The organism is Mesonia mobilis DSM 19841 (assembly GCF_000423405.1).
GTDB classification, from domain to species: domain Bacteria; phylum Bacteroidota; class Bacteroidia; order Flavobacteriales; family Flavobacteriaceae; genus Mesonia; species Mesonia mobilis.
Genome location: NZ_AUHX01000005.1, coordinates 29,706 through 54,463, shown reverse-complemented (window position 1 = coordinate 54,463; position 24,758 = coordinate 29,706). Strand labels below are relative to the sequence as shown.

Below are 24,758 nucleotides of genomic sequence, written 5' to 3'. Positions count from 1 at the left end.
CGACCAAATAAATAAGTTTTAATTCGTGGTTTTCGGTGACTGCCGGAGGTTTGAATTTTTGTCCCCCACGGGGACGAAAAGGAAAAGCAAGAGGATAACACGCAGAGCGGTGTTATAGCGATATGTTTTTTCTGAAATCGCCTAGGGATAGGGGGTGCGGTGATTGGTCAGATTGTGTACTTGCCTGTTTTTGCAGCAAATACCTTCGTGAGCCTTAAATATCGGGTAATTTTTACAGCAAATGGAACCTAAACCTTTTAAAAAGTACAAGTTTTCAGCGATTAATTTTAAAAAAGAGGTGGCGGATCAGTTCCGGATTTTCTCCAAGAAATTAGGGGCTTCTCATAGTGATAGTTTCCAGGCTATGCTTCGATTTTTTGACATACATCAGCTTTCTCCTTATGAATCTTTAGGGAATAATATGGATACCTTGGAGCGTAGGTTAAAAAAAAGAATGAATGCAATGATCGCTATTATTAAAGATATTGAAAAAAGGCAAACCAAGCCTACTCAGGCTATGCTTCAATTGCTTTTCGAACAGGTAGCGGCTACCGATGAGAATACCCCGGATATTCAGGAAAGAGAATTATTCAACCCGTCTTCCTGTAAGGAAATTCCTGAATTAAAGGTGGAAAAGGAAGCTCCAAGCCGGGAGGTTCCGGAAGTTTCCTCTTGGGAAATCGCCTATCATAGTGAACAGGAGAGAAGTAAGATGCTTTATGAATTATATTCGGCTATTTCATCTAATGTTCGCTACATCAAACCTGGATTAGGGAAGAATTATTTCCGTTTGGAAATGACCCCGAAACAATGGGAGAAAATTCAGCAAAAAATAGAGTATGTATATCACCATCACACCACAGAAACTCGGTAGTCATTACCTGCAAAGTGCCGGTGATTTTGTAGACTATCTGGAAAAAGAAAATCAAGGGAAAACCCAAAATGAAATGGAGGCGTTTTTTGATCCATATGATGATAAAATTTCTGCTGAAGAGGTGAAAACGTCTATTGATGAAAACACGACTAAACTAAAGAAAAAAGAGCCTAAATTTTATTCGATCACAATCAATCCCAGCGCGAGGGAACTGGCACATATCGCTGATAAGCCTTCCGCCTTAAAAGCTTATACCCGAAGCCTTATGGAAAACTATGCCAAGGCTTTTCATCGGGAAATAGAGGGACGTAAAATTACTAAGGATGATATTCTCTATTTTGCAAAATTAGAACACCAGCGTAGGTATAAAGGTACCGATAGGGCTGTTCGGGAAAATCGACCTTATATTCAAAAAATTGTTCGTTTACAACACGAGATGGTACTCATTAAAAAAGGGGAGATGGAAGGAAGTATTCAAACGAAACAGCAAAGCATTCGGGAACTTCAGCAAAAATCGCCGCATCAACAGCAAGGGAAGATGATCGAGGAGGGAATGATCAAGGAAGGGGATCAGCGCCATATTCACGTGCTGGTGAGTCGAAAAGATCGATCTAATCGGTATAGTCTTTCTCCTGGGAGTAGGTACAAAGCGTCAACGACTATGCTTCACGGGAAAGAAGTGAAACGAGGTTTCGATCGGGATCAATTTTTTAAAGCGGCAGAAGAAGTTTTTGATCGGAAATTTCAATACCGAAGAAATTATGTGGAAAGCTACCAAGCTCGAAATACTTTTTTAAAACATCCGGAAAGGTATTTTAAACAACTTCTTCGGCTTCCTGCACCAGAGAAGAAAATAGCTTTCCAACTGCTAAAAGAAAGAGGAGTGAAATTACCCTTAACAACTATTCCCTTAACTTCCTCACAGCTCGCCGGAAAAATTATGACGAAGCTTAAAAAAGGGATTACCAAAGCCATCCATTCCGGATCTATTGAATTATGAGTATAGATATTGCTTACCTTTTCGTTTATGTAGCTCCTCTTTTGTTTTTGGGAGTGATTTGTTGGGGACTCTTTACCGAAAGAAGCACCTCAAAAGTCCCTGAAAAATATCAAGTAAAACTTAAGCTTCGTGGAGGACATTTTAAAATTCAGGATATCAGAAAAGGGGTTTCGATCATCGGAGCTGCAGGAAGCGGAAAAACCTTTAGTGTGGTTTATAATTTGTTGCTGCATTTTAGCCAGTATAAATTTTGTGGGGTGATTCACGATTATAAAGATCAGGAACTTACCGAGATTGCTCTACCTTTATTTGAGGCTGCAGGAGTGCGCTTTTATCCTGTTTCTTTTGATCGGGTTCAATACCGAGTAAATCCCATCGCTCCTCGGTATTTGCCGAATGAAGAGAGTGTCAATGAAGTGGCGAAAGTTTTAATGGAGAATCTGTTAGAACAAAATCTATCGTCTTCAATCGGAAGCAATCGTTTTTTTACAGATGCAGTGGAAGGATTACTGGCAGGACTTATCTGGAAACTGAAATCAAGGTATCCGCAGTATTGTAGTTTACCCCATCTTATCGCTGTGTTTCAGTATTTAGATACGAAGAGTCTGGTGGCTTTTCTAAGTAGTGACCTCACCGCAAAAAGTATGGCAGGGGCATTTATCAATGGGGTTGATTCTGAAAAGCAAACCGCAGGAGTTAAAAGTACACTTGCTAATGCGTTTAAAAAAATCAGCTCTCAGAAAATGTTTTATATGCTCTCCGCTGATCAGATTCCCTTAGATATCAATGCAGTTGAACATCACGCCGTGATTTCCATTAGTAACAATCCGCAATACGAATCTGCTTATTCCCCGATTATTGCCACTATTATTCATACCATTACCAAGCAGATGAGTGTTCGCCAGCGGGAGGGATCTTTTCTATTGATGGAAGAAGCTCCCACCATCAAATTACCACATATGCACCGTATTCCGGCAACTCTTCGGAGCTATAATATTGCTACGGTCTATGTGATGCAGGATAAGATACAAAATGATATGCTTTACGGAGATAAGGCGAGTAAGGCGATTCTGAGTAATCTATCTTATCAGTTTTTCGGAAAGGTGAATGATCCCGATACGGCAAAGTATTATGAGCGCTTTTTTGAAATCATTAAATCTCCTACCAAGAGTGTGAGTAAAAGTAGTGGATTAACTTTACAAAGTAGGGTAACCAAAGGGGAGAAAGAGGTTTCTAAACGGAGAGCTCACGAGTTTTTTAAACTCAAAGCCGGGGAGTTTATCGCTTTTGCCGATGGTAAGGATCGAAAAATAAACTTTGATTTTCCTAAGCATACTCATGTGAATGAAGCAACGATAGACACTGTAGATCCTGAAGTAATAGGGGAATGCTACCAGAACATCTTCGCAGATGTAAAATCTATTTTTAAATAATATTCTCGCAATATGCTGGATACTCGTTATTTAGGGCTTGTTAATTTTTAATTCAATCCTGACTGTTAATTTTCTTGTCAGAAATAGTTCATATTTATAATTTTGGAAAAAATCCTCTTAAAAGGAAAATATCCTAATTATGAATGCCAATTCAATACTTCATTTAGATCTTGATACCTTTTTTGTATCTGTTGAACGGTTAATTAATACGGAGTTATTGAATAAGCCGTTGTTAGTAGGTGGTTTGGGAGATCGTGGAGTGGTAGCGGCTTGTAGTTATGAAACCCGAAAGTTTGGTGTGCATAGTGGGATGTCAATGAAAGTTGCTCGAAATCTTTGTCCGGAAGCTACGGTGATCAAAGGAAATGCTTCTACCTACACAAAATACTCTCATCTGATTACCGAAATTATAAAATCTGAAGTGCCTTCTTTTGAGAAAGCCAGTGTCGATGAGTTTTATGCAGATCTAACAGGGATGGATCGTTTTTTTGGTACCTATAAGTTTGCAGGAGAATTACGTCAGAAAATTATAAGGGAAAGCGGACTGCCAATTTCCTTTGGTCTCTCTCAAAATAAGGTCGTTTCTAAAATTGCTACTGGAGAGGCTAAACCCAATAATCAAAAAATCATTGAAGTAGGTACTGAAAAAGGTTTTTTAGCGCCGCTTTCGGTGAAGAAAATACCGATGGTCGGAAATAAAACCTTTCAAAAACTCGTGCATCTTGGAGTGCATTATATTCATACACTTCAAGAAATGCCTTTGGAGATGTTGGAACGCGTACTTGGAAAAAACGGTAAGCTCATCTGGCTTCGGGCGCAAGGGATTGATCATTCTCCCATTATTCCTTTTCACGAGCGAAAATCTATTTCGATGGAGCGTACCTTTAATAAAGATACCATCGATGTTATACGACTAAAAGCAACTATACAGGCGATGGCAGAGAGTTTAGCTTACCAATTACGGAACGGCAATAAATTAGCATCCACCGTGACAATTAAAATTCGCTATTCTGATTACCAGACTTATTCAAAGCAAACTAAAATACCGTATACCAGTGCCGATCATATTTTGGTGCCTAAAGCTCTAGAACTTTTTCAAAATCTTTATCAACGCCGGGTATTGATTCGGTTGATCGGTGTTCGCTTGTCGGGAATTGTGGGCGGAAACTATCAAATTAATTTGTTTGACGATTCTGAAAAAATGCTGAATCTCTACCAATCCTTAGATAAGATTAAAAACCGCTTCGGCGAAAAGAGTGTGTTACGCGCTTCCACCTTAGGAACACGAACTATTGGGGGCGTACAAAACCCGTTTAATGGAGAACCGCCCATTGTCTTAGCTCACCGAAAGCAATAAATATGTATCTAAATTGTCATACTTGGTTTTCGTTACGCTATGGTACTTTTTCAGCAGAAGAACTGTGTCGATTAGCAAAGAGCAAGGGGATTTCAACCGTAGCGGTTACCGATATTAATAACACTTCCGCTTGTTTGGAGTTTTTAAAAATTGCTCCATCCTACGGGATAAAGCCTTTGGTGGGAATCGATTTTAGAAATGATCATCAAGCTTTGTATGTAGGAATTGCCAAAAACCGTCACGGTTTTTTACGGTTGAACCGTTACTTGTCAGAACATCTCCATCAGAAAAAGGCTTTCTCAGTCATCGCCCCGGAACTGGAGGATTGTTATTTTATTTATCCTTTTGAACAAGCGTTACAACTACCTGCAACCGCATTTCAACCACAGCGGTTGATTGGTGTAGGTATGTATGATTTGAACCGTTTTAAATTCTCAAAATTTAATGCAGAGGAGTACCAACAACATTTAGTGTTTTTATCAAGTGTAACGGTTCGCCATCAAAAAGATTTTAATGCGCATCGCTTATTACGTGCCATTGATCTGAATACTTTATTGAGCAAACTTCCTAAGACTCAACAAGCCGACAAAGCCCATCGCATGTATGCTCAAGAAGAAGTTGAAGAGCACTTTCGTGATTATCCATTTATACTTGAAAATACTCACCAACTGATTGAAGGGTGTAGGGTAGATTTTGAATTTGGTAAAGGGCTCAATCAAAACCTGAAAGTGTATACCCGAAGTCAACAGGAGGATGAGGCGCTGCTACGGAAATTATGTGATGAACGTTTAGAAAAGCGTTATCCTCATCCTTCAGCTTATGTACATCAACGCTTGACCAAGGAACTCGATGCGATTATTCGGTTAGGCTTTGTGTCTTATTTTTTGATTAATCTGGATATCGTTGAATATGCCCGAAGCAAAGACTATCCTTTTATAGGAAGAGGGAGTGGGGCTAATTCTATAGTGGCGTATATTCTAGGAATAACCAATGTAGATCCTATTGAACTCGACCTTTATTTTGAACGTTTTATTAATCCCAACCGAAGTTCACCGCCTGATTTTGATATCGATTTTTCTTGGAAAGATCGTAATGATGTCACCGAATATATCTTTCAGCGCTATCAGCATACTGCTTTGATGGGAACCTATGTGACTTTTAAGCAAAAGGCCGTTGCTCGGGAATTGGGAAAGGTATTTGGGCTGCCTAAAGAAAATATCGATAAGCTTGCCTCGGGATATTACCACTATCAGCAGTTGGATGAATTGGAGCAACTGGTCGTGAATTATAGTGCCTATATCCAAGGCTTTCCTAACTATATCAGTGTGCATTCCGGTGGTATTCTGATTTTAAATGAAGCGGTGGAGAATTTTGCTGCCACCTTTTTACCTCCGAAAGGATTTGCAACCATTCAAATTGATATGAATATTGCTGAAGAAGTGGGGATCCATAAGTTTGATATTTTGGCACAACGCGGATTGTCTAAAATTAAAGATGCTATTGCGCTGATCAAACAAAATCAACCGGAAGCAAAACTGCTCGATATTGAAGCTATAGAAGCGTTTAAAAAAGATGAGCAGATCAATCAACTACTTCAAGTGGGGGATTGTATGGGCGTGTTTTATGTAGAATCTCCTGCGATGCGGGGTTTACTAACTAAATTGCAAACCGATAATTACTTGAATATGGTTGCTGCCAGTTCGGTGATTCGTCCGGGCGTTTCTAGTGCCGGAATGAAAGAACAATTTATCCTACGCCACCGATTTCCTGAAAAACGAAAAGAAGCGCATCCGGTTTTATATGAAATTATGCCCGATACTTACGGCGTGATGGTTTACCAAGAAGATGTGATGAAAGTAGCTCATCATTTTGCAGGTTTAGATCTCGATGATGCCGATGTGTTGCGACGCGGAATGAGCGGTAAGAAAACCTCTAAAGGGCAAATGGAGCGTATTGCGGCTAAGTTTAGAAGTAATTGCAAAGCCAAGGGCTATCCTCATGCGCTCACCGAAGAAATATGGACGCAAATTTCATCTTTTGCCGGTTATGCCTTTCCGAAAGGACATTCTGCTTCTTATGCCGTGGAGAGTTACCAAAGTCTTTATTTGAAATGTTATTTTCCGTTAGAATTTATGGTGGCTGCCATAAACAACGGGGGCGGTTTTTATACGGTTGAAACGTACTTGCAAGAAATAAGAAATAAAGGTGGAGTTGTGCATCCTCCTTGTATTAATACAAGCAATCATCCCACCGTAATCAAGGGCAAAGCTATTTATTTAGGATTGGGTTATTTAAAAGAATTAGAGCTTAAAACCATTCAGCGTATTTTAGAAAATCGAAATTTTTATGGGGCTTATCAATCTTTAGCCAACTTTTTAGAGCGCGTACCTATCGGAATTGAGCAAGTGAGTATTTTAATTAAGATCGATGCCTTTCGGTTTACCGGTAAAGATAAGCACGAACTTTTATGGAATGCTCATTTTATGATAAATCAACCTCAAGTGCTTGAACACCAGGAACAGCTTTTTAGCAATCCGCCTAAAAATTTTGTATTACCCTCTTTTGAACATAGTTTTTTAACGCAGGCTTACGATCAGTTAGCGGTTTTAGGTTTTCATTTGTTTCACCCATTTCAGCTATTGAAGTACAAAGTCACCAGTAAAATGAATATCAAGCGTATTTGCAACCGCTATCTCAACCGTGACGGTTTAAAGACGGTTGGACAAAACCCAAGCGTGACGGTTTATGGATATTTGATCACGGTAAAAACCACTAGAACCAGTAAGGGAGAGTATATGTATTTCGGTACGTTTTACGATTATAACTTTACGGTTTTCGATACGGTTCACTTTCCTAAAGTCGCGGCTCAATACCCAATTCGAGGCAAAGGGATTTATCGATGTACAGGAACTATTCAACAAGAATTAGGGTATCTATCGATCACGATTAGCAAAATTGAAAAAATGGAATTATTACAAGACCCTCGATTTGTGAGTAGGTATTCGTAAATGTTAAGTTTCGATATTATTGCTCTTCAGGGATAAAAATCTGAGAATTTGATTTGTTACGTTGAGTTATTAAATCCAGGATGATATTTTCAAATTAGCACAGAATCTTGAACTGTAATATAAATTGCTGAAGCTACTCTTTTAAAAATTGATAGGATTAACTTCATATCCACTATTTCTTAATTGTTCAATAATACCACATTGACCTTTTAAATGAAGTAAACCAACAGCAATAAATACCGAATTATAATTTTGTAATGAATTTTCAATTATAGGAATCCATTTTTCATTTCTATTTGACAACATATCCTCATTCTGTGTACATTCACTTTTAAACTGATAATCAATGTCCATTTTCATATAATTCTCAGCTGTTGCACAAATATTCTTTTTAAATTTTTTGTTTGAAAAATTTTTTTCTAAATCAGAAAATGCGTCTTTTACCATTTTCCAAGTAATTTCTTCATTATTTACATAATTTATTGAATTAAATTGTTCCGAACGGGTCTCCAATCCTATAATCTCAATCTTTTCTTTATTTATAATCGATTGTAAATATTCATCCATATGTTCACTAGTGTCTTTCGATTTTATAGTCCCACAGTTTCGTTTTATATATTCTTGTTTTAACCTAACTAAAAGCTCAGCAGGCTTATGTTTACTTATCGGTACATCCCAATCTGTAGTATACCTTTCTAAGAACTTAAAATCATCTCTTTTTAAGTAATTTCTATATGAAAAATCATCAGGTCTATCCAGCATAATTTTGGTAATCTCCTCATATCTATCTCCAATAGACTCAAAAATTACTGCATTAGACTTTTCTAAAAAAAAAATTATTTCAGGTTTGTTATCGACAAAAGAATTTCCCATTTGATGAAAAGTTCCAAAAAGATATGAGGTCTTATTTGAATCTGGTTTACTAATAGACCAGAGAATGGTGTTTTGTGAATTCACCATGTTTACACTTAGTAAAATAGATAGTATTAAGATTATTTTTTTCATACTAGTAGTTTTATTTGTGTACTTGATCTTTTGAGAGGGGTCTTTTTTATCTATAAGTTATAAAAATTTGAGAAAGAAGATTGCTTAAACCACCTACTTTTATGATTTTACGATTGTGCTCGCAGTAGACAAAGCCGCAATTGTTTTTATACGGTATTCTACCTCGTTATTTTTTATTCTCATAAAGTTCAATTGCTTTTAAATAATTCATTCCGCCTGTCATTGTTTGGTCGTAGATAAAACCATTCAATTCAGGATGATTTTTATCAATCCAATCCACAAGTTCGTCTCTTTTTTTTACAAATACCGAATCGTTAAAAATTACATATTTAGTTGTTTCAATACTAGTTATTTTATCATTATCAAAACGGACAACTTGGTCAGTCACAATAGGTTCTTGATGAAGGAAAATGATTCTTTTATCCGTTTTTGAAATTTTAGCTTTTACGGTTCCATTTTTCTGTTTTATTTCGAGTATTTTATAAGTCGGTTCAAACACAGAGTCCCATTTCAGCCATTCCACATAATCTTTTTTGGAAAATGTCTGTACATAATTATATTCGGTTTCCTCCGTTGATAGGCTATCGGTGATCAAAGTTTCGATTCCAGAAATATTGGATTTGTCAAGAACTTCGTAGTGAAGGCTTTCCCCATACCACAACAAAAATTAATTGAAATAATGGATAAATGCTTGTAAGCAGTCCAATATGAAAATTGATCGAATTAGTATCGAGGTTAGCTCCTAAAGCAAGCCTTTCGGTATAGTAAGGAAGGGTTGGCAATAATATACCATAGCCCAACATCACTACAAATAAACTCAACAGGATTAAAAATATCCTGTTGAGTTTTTCTTTTTTGTCCATTTATTTTTTACCGATTTTTCGCTTTAATAGTTGCGCATTAATGGCCACTATAATCGTACTTAAACTCATAAATACCGCTCCTACAGCTGGTCCTAAAACAAAGCCTGAAGAATATAATACACCGGCTGCTAAAGGAATAGCCACTACATTATATCCTGTAGCCCAAATCAAATTCTGAATCATTTTATTGTAGGTGGCTTTTCCAAAGAGAATTAAGTTGGCAATATCCTGTGGGTTACTGTTGACCAGAATGATATCTGCTGTTTCGGCGGCAACGTCAGTACCTGAACCAACGGCAATACCAACATCAGCTTTTGCAAGTGCAGGCGCATCGTTTACACCATCGCCAGTCATAGCCACAAACTCTCCCTTACTTTCCAATTCTTTTACTATTTCCACTTTTTGATGTGGCAAAACTTCGGCGTAGTATCCATCCAAGCCGAGTTTATCGCTAACAGCTTTGGCAGTTCTTTCATTATCACCGGTAGCCATTAAAACTTTTATATTATTCTTTTTAAAGACTTTTATGGCTTCGGCAGATTCTGGTCGTATTTCATCGGCAAGAGCAATGTAACCAGCTAATTTTCCATCAATCAAGACAAAAACAACTGTTTCAGCGGCATCACTGTATGCGTCTTCGGGAATAGTGATTTTTTCATCCCTTAAAAAACCAGGACTAACCACTTTTACTTGCTTACCTTCTACATTGGCCTCAACGCCTTTACCTGTAATTGCATTAAAGTTTTCAGGCTTTGGGATGGTCATATTATCTTCTTTGACTTTTTTAATAATACCTACGGCGATAGGATGTTCCGAACTTTGTTCCAATGCACTCGAAAGCCTTAAAATTTCTTCAGATGAATAAGTTTCGCTAACAGACTCAATTCGAGTAACGCCAAAATCGCCTTTGGTCAATGTTCCCGTTTTATCAAACAATAAAGCTGATATTTTTCGGGATTCTTCAAAAGCTGTCCTATTTCGAATTAATAACCCGTTTTGAGCTGAAACAGCAGTAGAAATAGCAACCACAAGTGGTATGGCAAGACCTAATGCGTGTGGACAAGCAATGACCATAACGGTAACCATTCTTTCTAAAGCATAGACAAATGGAAAGCCTAAAATCAGCCATACCGCTAATGTTCCAAAACCAATACCTAATGCGATATAGGTAAGCCATTTTGCAGCTCTATCCGAGAGGTTTTGCATTTTTGATTTGGTTTTTTGCGCTTCTTCGACCATTTTGATGACCTTGTTGAGATAGCTATCTTTTCCAGTATGCTCAACCTTTACTTTTAAGGTACTGTTACCATTTACCGAACCACCAATAACCTTATCGTTTTCATCTTTTTTTACAGGTTTGGATTCGCCTGTAAGCATAGATTCGTTCAGGTAACTTGAACCGTCTACTATAATCCCATCAGCAGGAACTTTTTCACCTGGTTTTACAAGTATTACGTCATCTTTCAGTAAATCTTCCAGAGGAATATCTTCAATAGTGTCTCCTTTAACACGATGTGCCTCGGCAGGCATCATGCTTACTAACAGCTGCAAGGCCTTAGAGGCGCCTAGAACGCTTTTCATCTCTATCCAATGACCTACAAGCATAATAGCAATAAGCGTAGCCAGTTCCCAGAAAAAATCGACACCTTCTAAACCAAACACCGTTGCCGAACTATAAACGTAAGCCACGGTAATGGCCATAGAAATAAGGGTCATCATCCCTGGTGCACCTTTTTTGATTTCAGACCAGAATCCTTTTAAAAATGGCCAACCACCATAGAAATATACGATTGTGGAAAGTGCAAAAAGGATATATGGATTTCCGGGAAGCAAAAACTCATATCCAAAAAAGTCCTGAATCATCGGCGAGAAGAACAGTATGGGAATAGTAAGTACAAGGGTTACCCAAAACCGTTTTCTAAAATCGGCAATCATCATTTTATGATGGTCGTGCCCGTGTTCTCCGTGCCCTGGATTGTGGCCAGAATGGTCTCCACCTTTGTGGTTCATTTTAGAATGGTCTTCTTTTTTGTGTTTCATCTTCGAATGGTCCATTTTAGAATGGTCCATTTCATCGTGATTGTGGTGTTCGTGATTTTCCATTATTGTCTTGTTTAAGTGTTATCGTAATTTTTTTCTCATAGCTTCCGAAATGTTTTCGGCATAGACGCCATAAGCATCTACCAAAAGTCCTTTAATCCCATTTTTTGATGAAATAGCATAAAGCACACTATTATCGTCGGTACTGCTCATACCCTCAAAACGATGCATCTCGTCAACATTAAAATCTTCTGGGTGTATTTCAATTTTTAGTGAGGCACACTCCAAACATTCTGGTTTTAGGTTAAAATCATATGTATAGCCATTTCCCTGTAAATCGTTTATGGCTTCAGAAAGTGTATCGTAATTTTTCATCTGTCTTTAATTATAGTTTATTGTAAAATAGCTGTTATCTGCTTCTGAAAATTTCTGAAAAGTCAATAAACCTTTTTCATTTAATTTTTCGATAACGGTATAATTGAGTTGCTTGATGCGAATACCCCAGGCATAGGCCTTAATATTTATTTTTGATTTAATAGTGTTTTTGCCAGCTTCTAATTTTCGATCGTAAATTTTTATGATGCTTTTTGAACCGAAAAAATTCAACAAGCCCGAGTCAAAACTCATTTCCAATTCAATATTTTTCAGATTATCCAAATTGTATAGTTCTTTAAATTTCTTTGAAGTGGTGTTGATTTCTGTTTTCTTTGATTTTGGATTGGAAAACGGGAAAGCCATTACCACTACACTTGCTTCATCAGGCTTGCAACGATAGGTTGTGGTGTATTTATCGGTCAATTTTTTGTCTTTATCAAACAATTCCGTAACTACCTCAATTTCATAGTATCCATTTTTCTTTATTGTTTCACTGGCTTTGAAAGTTTGTTTGTTTAGAAAAGAGCCTTCTTCATCAAAATTTTCTCGAATAACAACTCTACCTGAAATCTGCCCAATGAGCATTTCAGTTTGTGCATTTATTGTGATACTGAATAATATAAATAGTACTATAAAGCCTTGTTTTCTCATATATGGTGCATTAATTTTTTTACCTCTTTTGCCATAATATCACTTAAATCTATTCCATTTGAAGAGTGTGGGATGGTATTACAAGTCACTATTTTTTCTACTCCGGAATCCAATAAATCTTGATAGGCGTTTCCTGAAAAAACGGCGTGAATGCCTACACAAATAGGTGGTTTCATTCCTGCTTTTTTAAGATGTTGTACGGTTTCAATCATTGTTCGGGCTGTGGAAATAATATCATCTACCAAAATGGGTGTAGCATCTTTATATATATCCACATCGGGAACAGAGACTTCTACATCACGGTCACCGTGACGCACCTTTTGTAATACCGTAAATGGTGCTCCTGCATTTTTGGCGACTTCTGATACCCATTGTTCACTTTCAGAATCAGGTCCGATAAGTACCGGGTTTTCGATATTTTCTTTAATCCATTCTGAAATTGCGTCGGCAGCGTGAATCACTTTATTTGGAATTTGATACACTTCTCCCAACGAACTAATTCTGTGCAAGTGAGGGTCAACCGTGGTAATGCTATCGGCGAAACCAGAAATCAATTTTCCGAAGAAACCGGAAGTCACTCCTTCTCCTTCATTAAATACTTTGTCCTGCCGCATATACGCCAAATAGGGTGCTACCAAACAGGTACACATAGCTCCTAATGATTTGGCTGTGTGGCTTAAAAAATATAGTGACAACAGTTTTTCGTCCGGTTCGTGCAAGGTGCATACCAGTACCACACATTTATCTTTAACATCAGACAATATGCGTGTGTATGATTCCCCGTCAGGGAATTTCCTTAATGTGGCTTGACCCACTTCAGCATCCATTTTTGTAGCCATTAGTTCTGTGAGTTCTTCATTTCCGGGAAGACTGAATAATATTGTTTTCATAGTATGTTCTTTAATTTATAGTTATGATGTCGTTATGGTTGTTTTCATATTCCAAGGCATAATTAAGTTCACCTTTGGATTCAGCATATATGGTATAAAGCAGTTGGTTCTCTTCGATTTGTTCTCCCAAATGCACATTTAGAAGAATCCCTGCCGATTTAGATTGTGGTGCTCCAGAAAGCTTGGCCAGTTTTGCAATTTTACGGTTATCAATTCGTTGCAAAACGCCTGACTTTTCAGCTTTAATTTCAATTTTATAAGGTGCTAAAACTGGTTTTGAAAATTGACCTTGCGCCTTACAAATGGCTACGAATTTTTCATATGCTTTTCCAGATTTGAGAATTTTATGTGCGGTTTCCTGTCCCTTTCCTTTTTCTACTTTTCCAGAAAGTTCTAATAGTTCAGTAGCTAAAAGCAATGCTCTTTCTGTTAAGTCTTTAGGTGCATCTTCCTCATTTTTCAAAACTTTTAATATATCTATGGCTTCTAAAGTTGGACCGATACCCCTTCCAACAGGCTGCGTGCCATCCGTAACTACAACTTTTACATTCAACCCAACAGCAGTTCCAACGGTTTCCATATGATTTTTTAGTTTTTCTGCCATTTCGGTACTGCGAACCTTGGCGGTTTCTCCCACGGGAATATCAATGACCACGTGAGTAGAACCAGCTGCTGCCTTTTTAGAGAGTACTGAAGCGATGAGCTGACCTTCGCTATCAATATCCAAGGCTTTTTCAATTTTAATGAGCACATCATCGGCAGGACTTAACTGCGCTGTACCGCCCCAAACAAAACATCCGCCTTCTTTTTCTACTACGGTCTTTATTTCCTCGGAAGAGAGCGTAACATTGGTCAGTACTTCCATTGTATCTGCTGTGCCAGCTGGCGAAGTGATTGCCCGTGAGGATGTTTTTGGCATAGTAAGCCCATACGCGGCAACAATGGCAACTACCAATGGTGTTGTCCTATTGCCAGGCAATCCGCCAATACAATGTTTGTCGACCACGATATCCTTGTTCCAGTTCAGTTGCTTTCCGGAAGCAATCATTGCTTTCGTTAGGTCGGATATTTCATCAATATCCATTCGGTCGCCAGCACAGGCAGTAATAAATGCCGAAAGGTGGATGTTGGAATAATCGCCTTCCACGATATCGGTTATGATGTTGTTATAGGCCTTATAATCCAGTTTTTTGTTATAGATTTTTGCCCTGACGTGGCTTAAGGATTCAATAGGCTCTAAATGGGAAACATATAATGTATCGTTTGCGGAAACATTGAGTTTTTTCGCAGCAGCATCTGATAGTCCGATTTCATTAGGCAACAGAATATCAGAATTCAGGACATTAAGACTTGCTACGATTGATGTATTTGCATTGGATATTCTTATTCGGGTAAGTGCTTCAAAACCTTCTGAAATACAAACGTGGCAATCTTCGCGCATATACACTACATTTTCGTTTTGGGTATAGATTCCGAGATGTTTATATTTTAATATGTTTGAGTGTGTGTCCATATTTTATTGGTTGTTGTGATTTTTCGATTTATTCTATTTCTTCGATGGTGTATAATTGCGGAATTTCTGCATCCCACCCATAGGTTTCCTTGATGCCTTTTTGCAATGCTTCTGCACTCTCTTTTTCACCGTGTACAATGAAAATACGTTCGGGTTTGTTTTTTATCTTATCCATCCAGTCCATAAGTTCTGCGTGGTCTGCGTGTGCTGAAAGACCTTCAATTTCTGCAACTTCCATATCAAAGGGCACCCATTTTCCATAGACTTTTAGTTCCTTATCGCCTTCCAATAATTTTCTGCCACGAGTGCCTTCAGCTTGATAGCCTACAAAAAGTAAGGTGTTATTTGGATTTTGTGCCTGTGTTTCAAGGTAGTTTAGCATTCTTCCGCCTGTGAGCATTCCGCTTCCTGCAATCACGATTTTCGGTTTATTATCTGTTCGTAATTCCATTGTTTCCCGATAACTGCTTACGACCGTAAAGTGCGAGCACATTTCGTCACATTCGTTATCTTCCAACCTGTGCCAATCTCTTGTGCGATGAAACAATTCTAATACACTTGCTCCCATTGGGCTATCCATTATCATTTGTATTTTTGGTATTTTCTTCTCTTTCAATAATTTCCAAAAAATCAGCATCATCAATTGGGCACGTTCTACTGAAAAACTTGGAACAAATAGGCTGCCACCTCTGTTGATGGTGTCATTGACCAATTTTTCTATCTGTGGAAGTGCTTCTACTTCATCAGGATGAAATCTTCCTCCGTAGGTGGATTCAATAAATAATACATCTGCCTTTTTTGGCTTTAATGGCGGAAACAGTAATAAATCGTTTGTTCTGCCTATATCGCCAGAAAACACAAAACGTTTCCTGTGTACATCCAACTCAATGTAAGTTGCTCCCAGAATGTGCCCGTTGTATTGGAAACGAACTCTGATACCGTCAAACAATGGAATCCATTGTGCTTGTGGAATACCTTTAAAATGCGGAATGGTTTTTTCTACATCCTTCAAATCGTAAAGTGGTTCGGCAGGACTGTGTTTGGAATAGCCTTCTTTGTTGGCACGTTCTGCTTCCTGTTCTTGTATTTTGGCACTATCTTTCAATATGATTTTTGCGATGTCCAAGGTGGGATTGGTGCCGTAAATGGGCCCTTTGAAACCTTGCTTTACCAATCTGGGTAAATAACCTGTATGGTCCATATGACCGTGGGTGAGCAAAACAGCATCAATATCACCTACATTAACAGGTGGATACTCCCAGTTTTTAAGGCGTAATTCCTTTAGCCCTTGAAAAAGTCCGCAGTCTATGAGTATCTTTTTATCTCCTGTATCTACCAGATATTTTGAACCGGTTACTGTGCCTGCCGCTCCTAAAAAATGGATGTTTATTTTGTTGTTTGTCATCTTTATAGCATTTATTTAGTGTCCTCCACAGCAGGAAGGTGTATTGCTTTGGTTTTGGCTCGATTTATATAATTTTGTTATCTCATTATATAGATTACGAGAATCCTCTTTAATAAAAAGAGCCAATTTCTTTACTGATTTAGGTACAAAGTGAACCATTTCCAATAATATCTCAAGGGCTTCTTCAAGTAGTTTTGAGTCATCTTCCAATGCCTGGTAAAATGGTTCTAAATCTATGTTGCCCTGTTTTTGCAATTCTTCAGTTTTCATTTGTATTATTTTTAAAAATTAGTAATTATTCATTATTTGAATTAATGGGATCTACATAATTCTCTTGAATCTTCGAGTATCTTATTTTGCCTTAGCTTACTGATACCCATTTGTTCCAAAAAGTCTGGATTTTCGTGTAGCTCCTTGCAGAGTATGATGCCTTGATCCAATAATTTTGTTTTTTCAGCTTTGGTAAGTGTTGTTAAAGCGGTTAAGGGATGTAGCCCCGATTTATCTATTCTGTCCTTGAGACCATTTCCTCTTGGATAATCCCAACTGGTCATAAGCATTCCAACACATTTCCCGTACTGAATGGCATCGGTTGTGAAACGCGTATTGGTGTAAACCCCGCCTTTATGAAGTTTAGCCTCGTGACCTTTTTGGTGTTTCCATTGCTTTTCCACGTCCAAAAACCGTGAATGGATATATAATGGGATTTTTACATTGCAAAACCTGCCTTGGTCACTATGGTATTTACATTCAATCATATAATGTTTATTTCCTTTTTGCGCTATCACATCCACTTCGTGCTGAACGCAATTGCCTTGAACTATGACACCAACCTGTGTTGAAAATCCTTCGTGTGCCAATAGTTTGCCTACTAACTTTTCAAATGGAAAACCGGTTGGACCTAGTTCCATTAAAGCTTTTTTGAGCTTGTACTTTGAGGCACTTACCCTAGATTTTCGTTTTAGCATCTTGAAAGCCAACTGATAGATTTTTTTGGTTGTCATTCCTTCTTCAATCTGCTCTTGTACTTTCCGGGCTACATCCTGAATAATATCCTCATCTGCCCGTGAACGCCGCAGGGAGTTGATGAGTTTGTTTACATCAAAGGCTTCGTACTCACCAGAGTATTTTTTTATTAAGACTGATTTATTCATTGTTACATTTTAATAGTCATTACTGGTAATTCGGAGTGATTGGTTACACCCTCTGCGATGCTTTTAGAGAATAAAGTTAAAAAGCCTGTACGTCCGTGAGTACACATTGCGATTAAATCGGCATTTTTATATCGTAAAAAATTGTTTATCCCTGTTTCTACGTCTTGTTCGTTATATACATTCATTGAGAAGTTATCCAAATCGGGGAATTTTTTCAGGAACTCCTTGATGGGATCCAACCCTTGTTCTATACTGTTAAAATCGGTCTGAGTATTGACCCTCAATAAATGGATATGTGCGCCGCATTTTTCAGCAATCGAAATAACCTGCTTAAATGCATCGCTTACATCTTGAAGAAAATCTGAAACAAAAACGATATCCTTAAAAGGAAAGGATACTTCTTCATCCTTGACTACAACAACTGGTACATCAGCTTTCCTAACAATTTTTTCTACGTTGCTTCCCATTAACTCACGTATACCGCCTCGGGTGCCACTACTTCCCGTAACTATAAAATCGTGATGAAAATGACCCGAATGTTTAAGGATATTTGCCTGACCACCATCAAATTCAAGAAAAGTCCTGCACTCAAGGCCTTGTCGTTCTGCTTTTTTCTCCAGTTCTCTCAAGGAGGCTTTTGCGATGCCTATTTGCTTTACTGTTTCTGGATATCTTTTTTCTTTTTCCTTATCTAGCTCAACCCAGTTTACGGGGGTGTTAATTAAGTGAAAAAAATGAATTTCTGAATTGTAAAGCTTTGCCATTTCAATTCCGAGTTCCTCTGCTTTCTTGCAGTTTTCTGAAAAGTTTGTAGGTACGAGTATGTTTTTCATGATTTATTGTTTTTAAATTGTTTTCGTTATAATTAAGCTATGGTTATACTATCTTCCAGATATACCTGTTGGACGGAGTGCAGTAACTCAATCCCTCTAATAAAAGGCTTTTGAAATGCTTTTCTTCCCATTATCAGCCCAGAGCCACCAGCCCTTTTATTGATGACGGCAGTTGTTACAGCTTCGGACAAATCTGATTTGCCTTTGGAACCACCACCTGAATTAATCAGCCCTATTTTACCCATATAGCAATTGGCTACTTGCAACCTGCAAAGGTCAATAGGGTGGTCTGTGGTAAGGGTTTTATACATTTCATCATCATATTTTCCAAATCCTATCTCTTTGAAACCAAAATTATTGGTTGGTAATTTTTGTTTGATGATATCTGCCTGTATCGTTACTCCAATCTGATTGGCTTGTCCGGTTACATCGGCCGATGCGTGATAATCTTCTTTATCGGTTTTAAAAGCTTCATTTCGTGTATAGCACCATAAAATGGTAGCCATACCAAGATTATGAGCTTCTTCAAAAGCCTCTGCTATTTCTTTGAGTTGTCTGTTACTTTCCGCTGAACCAAAATAAATCGTAGCTCCTACGGCAATTGCTCCCATATCCCAAGCGGTTTTTACCTTACCAAAGAGTGTTTGGTCATATTTGTTCGGGTAGGTAAGCAGTTCATTGTGGTTAATCTTAACGATAAAAGGGATTTTATGGGCATATTTTCGGGCATTCAAACCCAAAACCCCAAACGTGGAAGCCACCCCATTACAACCGGCCTCAAGGGCGAGTTTTATAATGTTCTCTGGGTCGAAATAATCTGGGTTTTTATAGAATGAAAAGGCCGCGCTATGCTCAATACCTTGGTCCACAGGAAGGATACTTAAATAGCCTGTACCTCCCAGATTTCCGTTGTTGTACAATTGTGAAAGACTTCGAAGCACCTGCGGATTTCTGTTGCTACTGCCAAATACTTTTTCTAAACTATTTTTGCTTGGCACTTGCAATTCATCCTTTGTTATTTTTTCACAAACGTGTTCTAAATAGAAGTCTGCTTTTTCTCCTAAAAGTTCTACTATATTCTTGTCTGTTTTCATTTTGATAGTATTTAATGGATTCCTAAACTTTCATTTGTTTTGGCTATGGATTTTGTACCATCTGTTTCAATTCCAGTTAAAGCCCTAATAGCATCAATTGTTTCCGGGATTACAATAGCTTGGTTATCGACCACGTAGGCATAAAAGAGTTCGTCTCCCTGTACTTTGAGCATATCTTCCCACAGCGCAACTTCGTACATATCGCCCCAAGGCCTTCCCATATCCAAGAACATTTCCTTAATGGTATTGTTAGAAACCAAGCCTTGGTCATATCGAATTAGTTTAATACGACTTGAAGTTTTGAAAGCATTTAGCACTTCTTCCTTTGTCGCCTGCTTTTTCAATTTCACATTCCAATAGTGCAGATGGCTTAAGGTTTGCGGTACTTTTACCGCTGCGGTGATGACATCCAATTCTGGGTCAACACTTTTAGCATCCGGACCTTGATGGCTTGGGATATCTTTTTCGGGAACCATCGTATTCATAATACCACCCAAATGACTTTCCCAAGGGTCTGTAGCTCTTCTTAAAAGTGTACCTCTGGCATAATCCAATAAATCGGCTCTTTTTAAAGCGGTCAAGGTTCTTAAAATAGACGTAGTATTACAGGAAACTACTCTTGTCGCATTCAAGTTTAGAGCTGATTTGTAATTATTTTCTGCACTAAAGGAATGGCCTGTTGTTTCGTGTTTTTCGCCTCCGTGTAAAATAAATTTGATGTTTTGCTCTTTATAAATTGCTACATTTTGAGCCGCAATCTTTTTAGGGGTACAGTCCACAACGAGATCTGATTTTTTCAACAGGTCGTGCATATCGCCTTTTACTGAAATACCTTCGGATTTCATTCTGTCTTCTGCTTCTTGAGTTGCTGCGTAGATATCGTACTTTTTTCTCACGGCATTTTGAATGCGCCAATCGCTTATGATATCACACACGCCCGAAAGCTTCATATCGTCCTGTAGATTGATGGCATCGGCCACCCTTTTTCCTATGACTCCGTATCCTATAACTGCTATATTTTTCATATAAATTGTTTTAATTAATTATGATTTGTTGTTTTTATTATTTGTATTCTCCATTCCCATAGGCATATTGCCATCATCGTCTGTATGCGAAATCATAAAAAAACGTTCCGCAATGAGAATCAGGATAATTCCAATTGCTGCTACGATGAGCACCATTGGATCATTCAGATATTTTATATATAGAAAGGCTGCTAGTACTGCAATGTCCATTACAATGGCTATTAACGGAATGATGGGTTTAAATTTTACCTCGTTTTTTAGGTGGCGAAAAAGCCCCCAATGGATAGCGATATCCATAATGAGGTAGAAAATAGCTCCTATAGAAGCGATTCTTGTTAAATCGAAAAGGGCAGTGAGTAAAATGGCAAGGGAAACCGTGAATATGAGCGCTGGATTTTTAAAATTACCTATCCTTTTTAAAGAGGGTACTTGTTTCATATTACTCAACATCCCCAATAAGCGCGATGCCGAAAAGACACTGGCGATAACCCCTGAAAAGGTTGCTACAATAGCGATTGCTATAGTAAACCATAAACCCCATTCCCCAAAAACAGGTTCGGCTGCTGCTGCCAAAGCATAATCTTTTGCCTTTATTATTTCAGGAATGCTTAAACCGCCTGCAACAGCAAGTGCCAAGGCTACATAAATAAGTGTGCAGATAAGAATAGAAATCACAATGGATCTTCCAAGGTTTTTGTGTGGATTTTTGATGTCTCCACCTTGATTCGTTATTGTTGTGAACCCTTTATAGGCAAGGATTGATAATGCCAATGCCGCTACAAAGCCGAACCCTTGTGGTAAGGTTTCGGTATTTTGTGGGATATAGTCTCCTGTAATATCCGCAAATCCGGAAGCTACCAGACCTGCAATCGCAAGTAGTGCAATACCACCTACTTTAATAATTGCTGTAAAAGTGGCCGTTGCTCCAATTACTTTATTTCCTAGAATATTTATTATATAAGCTGTTACCAAAAGTAGAATACCAAGTATGGATGCATAACCAGCATAACTTTCTGGGAATAATCGAAGGGTATAAGCTCCAAAAGTGCCGGCCACCAGACTTTCGGAAACTACCATAGAGACATACATCAACAATGAAAAAACACCGGTTGTAGTTCCTGGCCCGTAGGATTTACTTAAAAATTTTACGACACCTCCAGAGGAAGGAAAAGCGTTTGAAAACTTTACATAAGAATACGAACTAAAACCTACCACAATAGCTCCCGCAATAAATGCTATTGGAAATAGATCTCCCACTAATTCAGCTATTTGACCCATTAGGACAAATATGCCAGCACCAATCATTACGCCTGTACCAAGGGATATGGAACCTATTAGGGAAAGCTTATTATTTTTATCTGTGGTGTTTTTCATTTCAAAATTATTTTGTTCTGTTTTTAACCGAAGATTTCGGTTTAAAGTTTCTAATAATCAGGCGGTTGCTCTTTTCATAAGTGAAATAACTTACCGCCCAATTAAAACCAACCATCAATCTATTTCTAAATCCACTTATGGACATCAAGTGAACAACGGACCACAGCAACCAGGCGAAATAGCCTGCAAATTTAAATTTGCCCAAGTCGGCTACTGCTTTACGTTTTCCTACGGTTGCCAAAGAACCCTTGTCTTTATATTCGAAAGGTTTTGGTGCCTCGTTCTTAATGATTTTTAATAGTGAATCACCCAACCATTTACCTTGTTGAATTGCTGCCTGCGCCACCTGTGGATGCCCTTTGGGTCTTTCTTCAGAAATAAGCGCAGCTATATCGCCTATGGCAAAAATGTTTTCGTAGCCTTCTACTTTTAAATTAGCATCGGTTTTAATCCGGTTGCCCCTGACTATGTGTTTTTCATCAATACCATTTGGGAATTGTCCTTTTACGCCAGCCGTCCAGATAAGATTTTTAGCCAAAATGGTCTTACCACTTTTGGTAGTGACTTCGTTGCCGTCATAATTGCTTACAGCTTCATTTAATAATACCTTTACATTCAAATCCTCTAAATATTTGAGGGTTTTCGATGATGCCTTGTCTGACATTGTGCCTAACAACTCATCAATGGCTTCTATTAGATAAATATTCATAATGGAAGAAGGGTACTCTGGGTAATCTTTGGGAAGGATGTATTTGCAAAACTCTGCCAAAGCTCCTGCCATTTCTACGCCTGCTGGACCACCACCTACTATTACAAAATTTGTCAGCGCGTCGCGTTCTTTATCATCACAAGTAATAGCTGCCTGTTCCAAATTTTGCAACATCATATGACGGATGTTGAGGGAATCGCGAATATCCTTCATCCCCAAACTATTTTCGGCTACAGAATCCATCCCAAAGAAATTGGTGGTCGTGCCAGTAGCCAACACTAAATAGTCATAAGAAACACTTCCCTTATTGGTCAATATAGTATTTGAATCAGGTTGAATTTCCACAACTTCTGCCAAACGAAAGAAAACATTTTTATAGCCATTGATTTGTTTTCTGAATGGAAATACTATGCTATCAGGTTCCAACGCACTCGTTGCCACTTGATATAATAAAGGTTGAAATTGATGGAAGTTATTTTTATCGAGTAAAACCACTTGAACTTCTTTGTGTTTCAGTTTTTCAACCAATGCCAAACCTGCAAATCCTCCACCAACGATAACCACACTAGGTAATTTGGTATCGGGAAGACAGATTTCATCTGTTATCTTACAAGTGGATTCTAATGTAATGCTATGTGTTTGCTTTTCTTTCATTTTTTATTTCTATCTCTTGCAATCAGTACTGAACATTTGGCATTTGTGGTCAAATATTGGGATACAGAGCCCAATACTAAGCGTGAAAGTGCACCGTGACCCTGAGAGCCTACTACAATTAAATCTGCACCCCAATTTTCTGCTTTTTCATTAATAGTACTTTTGGGCAGTCCGCTAACAACACTTGTGGTTATGGTAAGTGCCTTGTTTTCGGCCTTGATTTTATCGGAAGCTTCTGAAACGATTTTGTTTCCCAATTTTTGAGCGTTACTTTTAATTTCTTCTATGTAATTTCCTATCTTGCCGCCCATAGTATGCAATCCCAGACCGGTTGTTTTAGGAAGTTCATAAACATTTATAATATGAATTTCACTATTTGAGGATAAAGTCATTTTCTTAAGCTCGTTAATGGCTACTTCACTAAAATCTGAACCATCTATGGCCAATACAATTTTCATTTTTTTCGTCTTTTTAATCTCTGATTTCGGGTTTAATTCCACTAATTCTGTCCGAATTAGATTTACATGTCAAGCCAAAGAATTTAGTAATCGAATCATTTTGGATATTTCATTTCCAACCTCTCTTATAAACTAGTTGTATTGCATAAGCTTAAGCTTTTTGGTTTTTAAATAATCCACTGTTTCTTTTACCGATAGTGGATACGTAGCATTTCCTGTGCGTACATAAAAAGTGGTGTTTCCTTCATCACTCACATAAACCGGTTCGTTGGAAGGTTCGATATCCACCACGCACACATCTTTCTCATCAATACTGTAGAACGAAATATGGTTGCTGAAACAAGCCTCGTGACCCAATTGTGTAGAGATAATCCTGAACACCGCACGTTCATACCCATCCATGTTTTTATGCTTTAGGGTTTTATAATCTTTTTCCAATCCCAGAACATTTCCGTCGTCATCAACACCAACTATAAGTTTTCCACCCTTGGCATTCATAAAGCCCACAATGGTTTTGGCAATGACCAACTCCAGTTCCCGATTGGTTGTTTTACGGTAATAATCATAGCGTATGGAAGATTTGAATTCCACCCGTTCATTTTCACCGGCCTGGATTAATTCTTCAATATCACGAACAAGCAGCCGCTGTTGTGTGCCAATAATTTCATTTTTCTTTTTCAGGTTTATCCAGAATAAACCTGAAACTATCCCCAAGAATCCTCCCAATAAAGTTAAGAGTCCGCCCATGCCCCGCATATTGAAACTGAAAGATTCCAAAAAACGTTCTTCTAAGACTTGCTGAAACAAGGGGAAAGAGAAGGGCGTATCACTGAACTCAAACCAGTAGATTACCATTGTAAAAGGGTGTACCAGGAAATAAAAAATACCTGCCCCAATAAATAAATGAGTCAAAATGATCTTAATATTTTTATAAGTATTACTGTTTATCATTTTTAGCGGTTTATGAATCTTTGATATAATTATGTTCTAAATTCAAGAGGGCCTTATCTAAACTTTCGATTAAACAATCCTATTTAATGCAA

22 protein-coding genes are annotated in these 24,758 nt (G+C 38.0%); 5 read left to right on the top strand and 17 right to left on the bottom strand.

Annotated elements, in window-relative coordinates; all coding sequences use genetic code 11:
- Positions 1 to 241 precede the first annotated feature (241 nt).
- The 5 genes from G551_RS16175 to G551_RS0104630 all read left to right on the top strand — a co-directional run bounded on the left by G551_RS16175 (position 242) and on the right by G551_RS0104630 (position 7,672).
- Positions 242 to 874, top strand: a complete 633-nt coding sequence (locus tag G551_RS16175; RefSeq protein ID WP_051191263.1) for a BfmA/BtgA family mobilization protein — start codon at positions 242 to 244, stop codon at positions 872 to 874.
- On the top strand, positions 840 to 1,874 hold the full coding sequence (gene mobB, locus G551_RS0104645; RefSeq protein WP_027884457.1) for a MobB family relaxase: 1,035 nt from the start codon (positions 840 to 842) through the stop codon (positions 1,872 to 1,874). The genes G551_RS16175 and mobB overlap by 35 nt, the downstream gene beginning before the upstream one ends.
- A complete protein-coding gene (locus tag G551_RS15420) occupies positions 1,871 to 3,307 on the top strand; it encodes a type IV secretory system conjugative DNA transfer family protein (RefSeq protein WP_036243340.1) in 1,437 nt (478 codons plus the stop codon). The genes mobB and G551_RS15420 overlap by 4 nt, the downstream gene beginning before the upstream one ends.
- A 139-nt stretch (positions 3,308 to 3,446) precedes the next feature.
- Positions 3,447 to 4,664 carry a DNA polymerase IV gene (dinB, locus tag G551_RS0104635; RefSeq protein WP_027884456.1) on the top strand — a complete coding sequence of 406 codons (1,218 nt, stop codon included), beginning with the start codon at positions 3,447 to 3,449 and terminating at the stop codon, positions 4,662 to 4,664.
- A gap of 2 nt (positions 4,665 to 4,666) precedes the next feature.
- Positions 4,667 to 7,672 (top strand): DNA polymerase III subunit alpha, encoded by a 3,006-nt coding sequence (locus tag G551_RS0104630; RefSeq protein WP_027884455.1) that lies wholly within the window; start codon positions 4,667 to 4,669, stop codon positions 7,670 to 7,672.
- A gap of 141 nt (positions 7,673 to 7,813) precedes the next feature.
- On the opposite strand, the gene G551_RS0104625 is transcribed toward G551_RS0104630, so the two are convergent.
- From G551_RS0104625 to G551_RS0104545, 17 genes are all read right to left on the bottom strand, one after another.
- On the bottom strand, positions 7,814 to 8,677 hold the full coding sequence (locus G551_RS0104625; protein WP_084626379.1) for a TraB/GumN family protein: 864 nt from the start codon (positions 8,675 to 8,677) through the stop codon (positions 7,814 to 7,816).
- 166 nt (positions 8,678 to 8,843) lie between these two features.
- Complete coding sequence (locus G551_RS0104620; RefSeq protein ID WP_027884453.1) at positions 8,844 to 9,338, bottom strand: hypothetical protein; 495 nt, start codon at positions 9,336 to 9,338, stop codon at positions 8,844 to 8,846.
- A gap of 202 nt (positions 9,339 to 9,540) precedes the next feature.
- A complete protein-coding gene (locus G551_RS0104615) occupies positions 9,541 to 11,643 on the bottom strand; it encodes a copper-translocating P-type ATPase (protein ID WP_027884452.1) in 2,103 nt (700 codons plus the stop codon).
- A gap of 18 nt (positions 11,644 to 11,661) precedes the next feature.
- On the bottom strand, positions 11,662 to 11,955 hold the full coding sequence (locus tag G551_RS0104610) for a hypothetical protein (protein ID WP_008616393.1): 294 nt from the start codon (positions 11,953 to 11,955) through the stop codon (positions 11,662 to 11,664).
- Between the two features lie 6 nt (positions 11,956 to 11,961).
- Positions 11,962 to 12,606 carry a hypothetical protein gene (locus tag G551_RS0104605; RefSeq protein WP_027884451.1) on the bottom strand — a complete coding sequence of 215 codons (645 nt, stop codon included), beginning with the start codon at positions 12,604 to 12,606 and terminating at the stop codon, positions 11,962 to 11,964.
- Positions 12,603 to 13,496: a ribose-phosphate pyrophosphokinase gene (locus G551_RS0104600; RefSeq protein ID WP_008616396.1), complete on the bottom strand. Its 894-nt coding sequence runs from the start codon at positions 13,494 to 13,496 to the stop codon at positions 12,603 to 12,605. Before G551_RS0104600 ends, G551_RS0104605 begins: the two co-directional genes overlap by 4 nt.
- 10 nt (positions 13,497 to 13,506) lie before the next feature.
- Positions 13,507 to 15,009 (bottom strand): thymidine phosphorylase family protein, encoded by a 1,503-nt coding sequence (locus tag G551_RS0104595; protein WP_027884450.1) that lies wholly within the window; start codon positions 15,007 to 15,009, stop codon positions 13,507 to 13,509.
- Between the two features lie 28 nt (positions 15,010 to 15,037).
- Positions 15,038 to 16,414 carry an MBL fold metallo-hydrolase RNA specificity domain-containing protein gene (locus G551_RS0104590; protein ID WP_027884449.1) on the bottom strand — a complete coding sequence of 459 codons (1,377 nt, stop codon included), beginning with the start codon at positions 16,412 to 16,414 and terminating at the stop codon, positions 15,038 to 15,040.
- Positions 16,415 to 16,429: 15 nt separating this feature from the next.
- Positions 16,430 to 16,684: a hypothetical protein gene (locus tag G551_RS0104585; RefSeq protein WP_027884448.1), complete on the bottom strand. Its 255-nt coding sequence runs from the start codon at positions 16,682 to 16,684 to the stop codon at positions 16,430 to 16,432.
- A 41-nt stretch (positions 16,685 to 16,725) separates the two neighbouring features.
- Positions 16,726 to 17,568, bottom strand: a complete 843-nt coding sequence (locus G551_RS0104580) for an ATP cone domain-containing protein (RefSeq protein WP_013072812.1) — start codon at positions 17,566 to 17,568, stop codon at positions 16,726 to 16,728.
- Positions 17,569 to 17,570: 2 nt separating this feature from the next.
- Complete coding sequence (locus G551_RS0104575; RefSeq protein ID WP_027884447.1) at positions 17,571 to 18,401, bottom strand: universal stress protein; 831 nt, start codon at positions 18,399 to 18,401, stop codon at positions 17,571 to 17,573.
- 32 nt (positions 18,402 to 18,433) lie between these two features.
- Positions 18,434 to 19,495, bottom strand: coding sequence for a class I fructose-bisphosphate aldolase (locus G551_RS0104570; RefSeq protein WP_027884446.1), 1,062 nt, complete (start codon positions 19,493 to 19,495; stop codon positions 18,434 to 18,436).
- Between the two features lie 11 nt (positions 19,496 to 19,506).
- Entirely contained in the window at positions 19,507 to 20,520 is a 1,014-nt protein-coding gene (locus G551_RS0104565) for a type II glyceraldehyde-3-phosphate dehydrogenase (RefSeq protein WP_027884445.1), read from the bottom strand.
- Positions 20,521 to 20,538: 18 nt separating this feature from the next.
- Positions 20,539 to 21,894: an APC family permease gene (locus G551_RS0104560; protein WP_027884444.1), complete on the bottom strand. Its 1,356-nt coding sequence runs from the start codon at positions 21,892 to 21,894 to the stop codon at positions 20,539 to 20,541.
- Between the two features lie 7 nt (positions 21,895 to 21,901).
- Positions 21,902 to 23,257: an NAD(P)/FAD-dependent oxidoreductase gene (locus G551_RS0104555; protein WP_027884443.1), complete on the bottom strand. Its 1,356-nt coding sequence runs from the start codon at positions 23,255 to 23,257 to the stop codon at positions 21,902 to 21,904.
- On the bottom strand, positions 23,254 to 23,715 hold the full coding sequence (locus tag G551_RS0104550) for a universal stress protein (protein ID WP_027884442.1): 462 nt from the start codon (positions 23,713 to 23,715) through the stop codon (positions 23,254 to 23,256). Before G551_RS0104550 ends, G551_RS0104555 begins: the two co-directional genes overlap by 4 nt.
- A gap of 132 nt (positions 23,716 to 23,847) precedes the next feature.
- On the bottom strand, positions 23,848 to 24,666 hold the full coding sequence (locus G551_RS0104545) for an AlbA family DNA-binding domain-containing protein (protein ID WP_027884441.1): 819 nt from the start codon (positions 24,664 to 24,666) through the stop codon (positions 23,848 to 23,850).
- Positions 24,667 to 24,758 lie beyond the last annotated feature (92 nt).

Excerpts from the sequence above, each read along its gene's own strand:
- G551_RS0104630 (WP_027884455.1), top strand. The coding sequence starts at position 4,667 with ATGTATCTAAATTGTCATACTTGGTTTTCGTTACGCTATGGTACTTTT.
- G551_RS0104605 (WP_027884451.1), bottom strand. The coding sequence starts at position 12,606 with ATGAGAAAACAAGGCTTTATAGTACTATTTATATTATTCAGTATCACA.
- G551_RS0104575 (WP_027884447.1), bottom strand. The coding sequence starts at position 18,401 with ATGAAAAACATACTCGTACCTACAAACTTTTCAGAAAACTGCAAGAAA.
- G551_RS0104590 (WP_027884449.1), bottom strand. The coding sequence starts at position 16,414 with ATGACAAACAACAAAATAAACATCCATTTTTTAGGAGCGGCAGGCACA.
- G551_RS0104615 (WP_027884452.1), bottom strand. The coding sequence starts at position 11,643 with ATGGAAAATCACGAACACCACAATCACGATGAAATGGACCATTCTAAA.
- G551_RS16175 (WP_051191263.1), top strand. The coding sequence starts at position 242 with ATGGAACCTAAACCTTTTAAAAAGTACAAGTTTTCAGCGATTAATTTT.
- G551_RS0104610 (WP_008616393.1), bottom strand. The coding sequence starts at position 11,955 with ATGAAAAATTACGATACACTTTCTGAAGCCATAAACGATTTACAGGGA.
- G551_RS15420 (WP_036243340.1), top strand. The coding sequence starts at position 1,871 with ATGAGTATAGATATTGCTTACCTTTTCGTTTATGTAGCTCCTCTTTTG.
- G551_RS0104595 (WP_027884450.1), bottom strand. The coding sequence starts at position 15,009 with ATGGACACACACTCAAACATATTAAAATATAAACATCTCGGAATCTAT.
- G551_RS0104570 (WP_027884446.1), bottom strand. The coding sequence starts at position 19,495 with ATGAAAACAGACAAGAATATAGTAGAACTTTTAGGAGAAAAAGCAGAC.
- mobB (WP_027884457.1), top strand. The coding sequence starts at position 840 with ATGTATATCACCATCACACCACAGAAACTCGGTAGTCATTACCTGCAA.
- G551_RS0104625 (WP_084626379.1), bottom strand. The coding sequence starts at position 8,677 with ATGAAAAAAATAATCTTAATACTATCTATTTTACTAAGTGTAAACATG.
- dinB (WP_027884456.1), top strand. The coding sequence starts at position 3,447 with ATGAATGCCAATTCAATACTTCATTTAGATCTTGATACCTTTTTTGTA.
- G551_RS0104545 (WP_027884441.1), bottom strand. The coding sequence starts at position 24,666 with ATGATAAACAGTAATACTTATAAAAATATTAAGATCATTTTGACTCAT.
- G551_RS0104555 (WP_027884443.1), bottom strand. The coding sequence starts at position 23,257 with ATGAAAGAAAAGCAAACACATAGCATTACATTAGAATCCACTTGTAAG.
- G551_RS0104580 (WP_013072812.1), bottom strand. The coding sequence starts at position 17,568 with ATGAATAAATCAGTCTTAATAAAAAAATACTCTGGTGAGTACGAAGCC.
- G551_RS0104585 (WP_027884448.1), bottom strand. The coding sequence starts at position 16,684 with ATGAAAACTGAAGAATTGCAAAAACAGGGCAACATAGATTTAGAACCA.
- G551_RS0104550 (WP_027884442.1), bottom strand. The coding sequence starts at position 23,715 with ATGAAAATTGTATTGGCCATAGATGGTTCAGATTTTAGTGAAGTAGCC.
- G551_RS0104565 (WP_027884445.1), bottom strand. The coding sequence starts at position 20,520 with ATGAAAAATATAGCAGTTATAGGATACGGAGTCATAGGAAAAAGGGTG.
- G551_RS0104560 (WP_027884444.1), bottom strand. The coding sequence starts at position 21,894 with ATGAAAAACACCACAGATAAAAATAATAAGCTTTCCCTAATAGGTTCC.
- G551_RS0104600 (WP_008616396.1), bottom strand. The coding sequence starts at position 13,496 with ATGAAAACAATATTATTCAGTCTTCCCGGAAATGAAGAACTCACAGAA.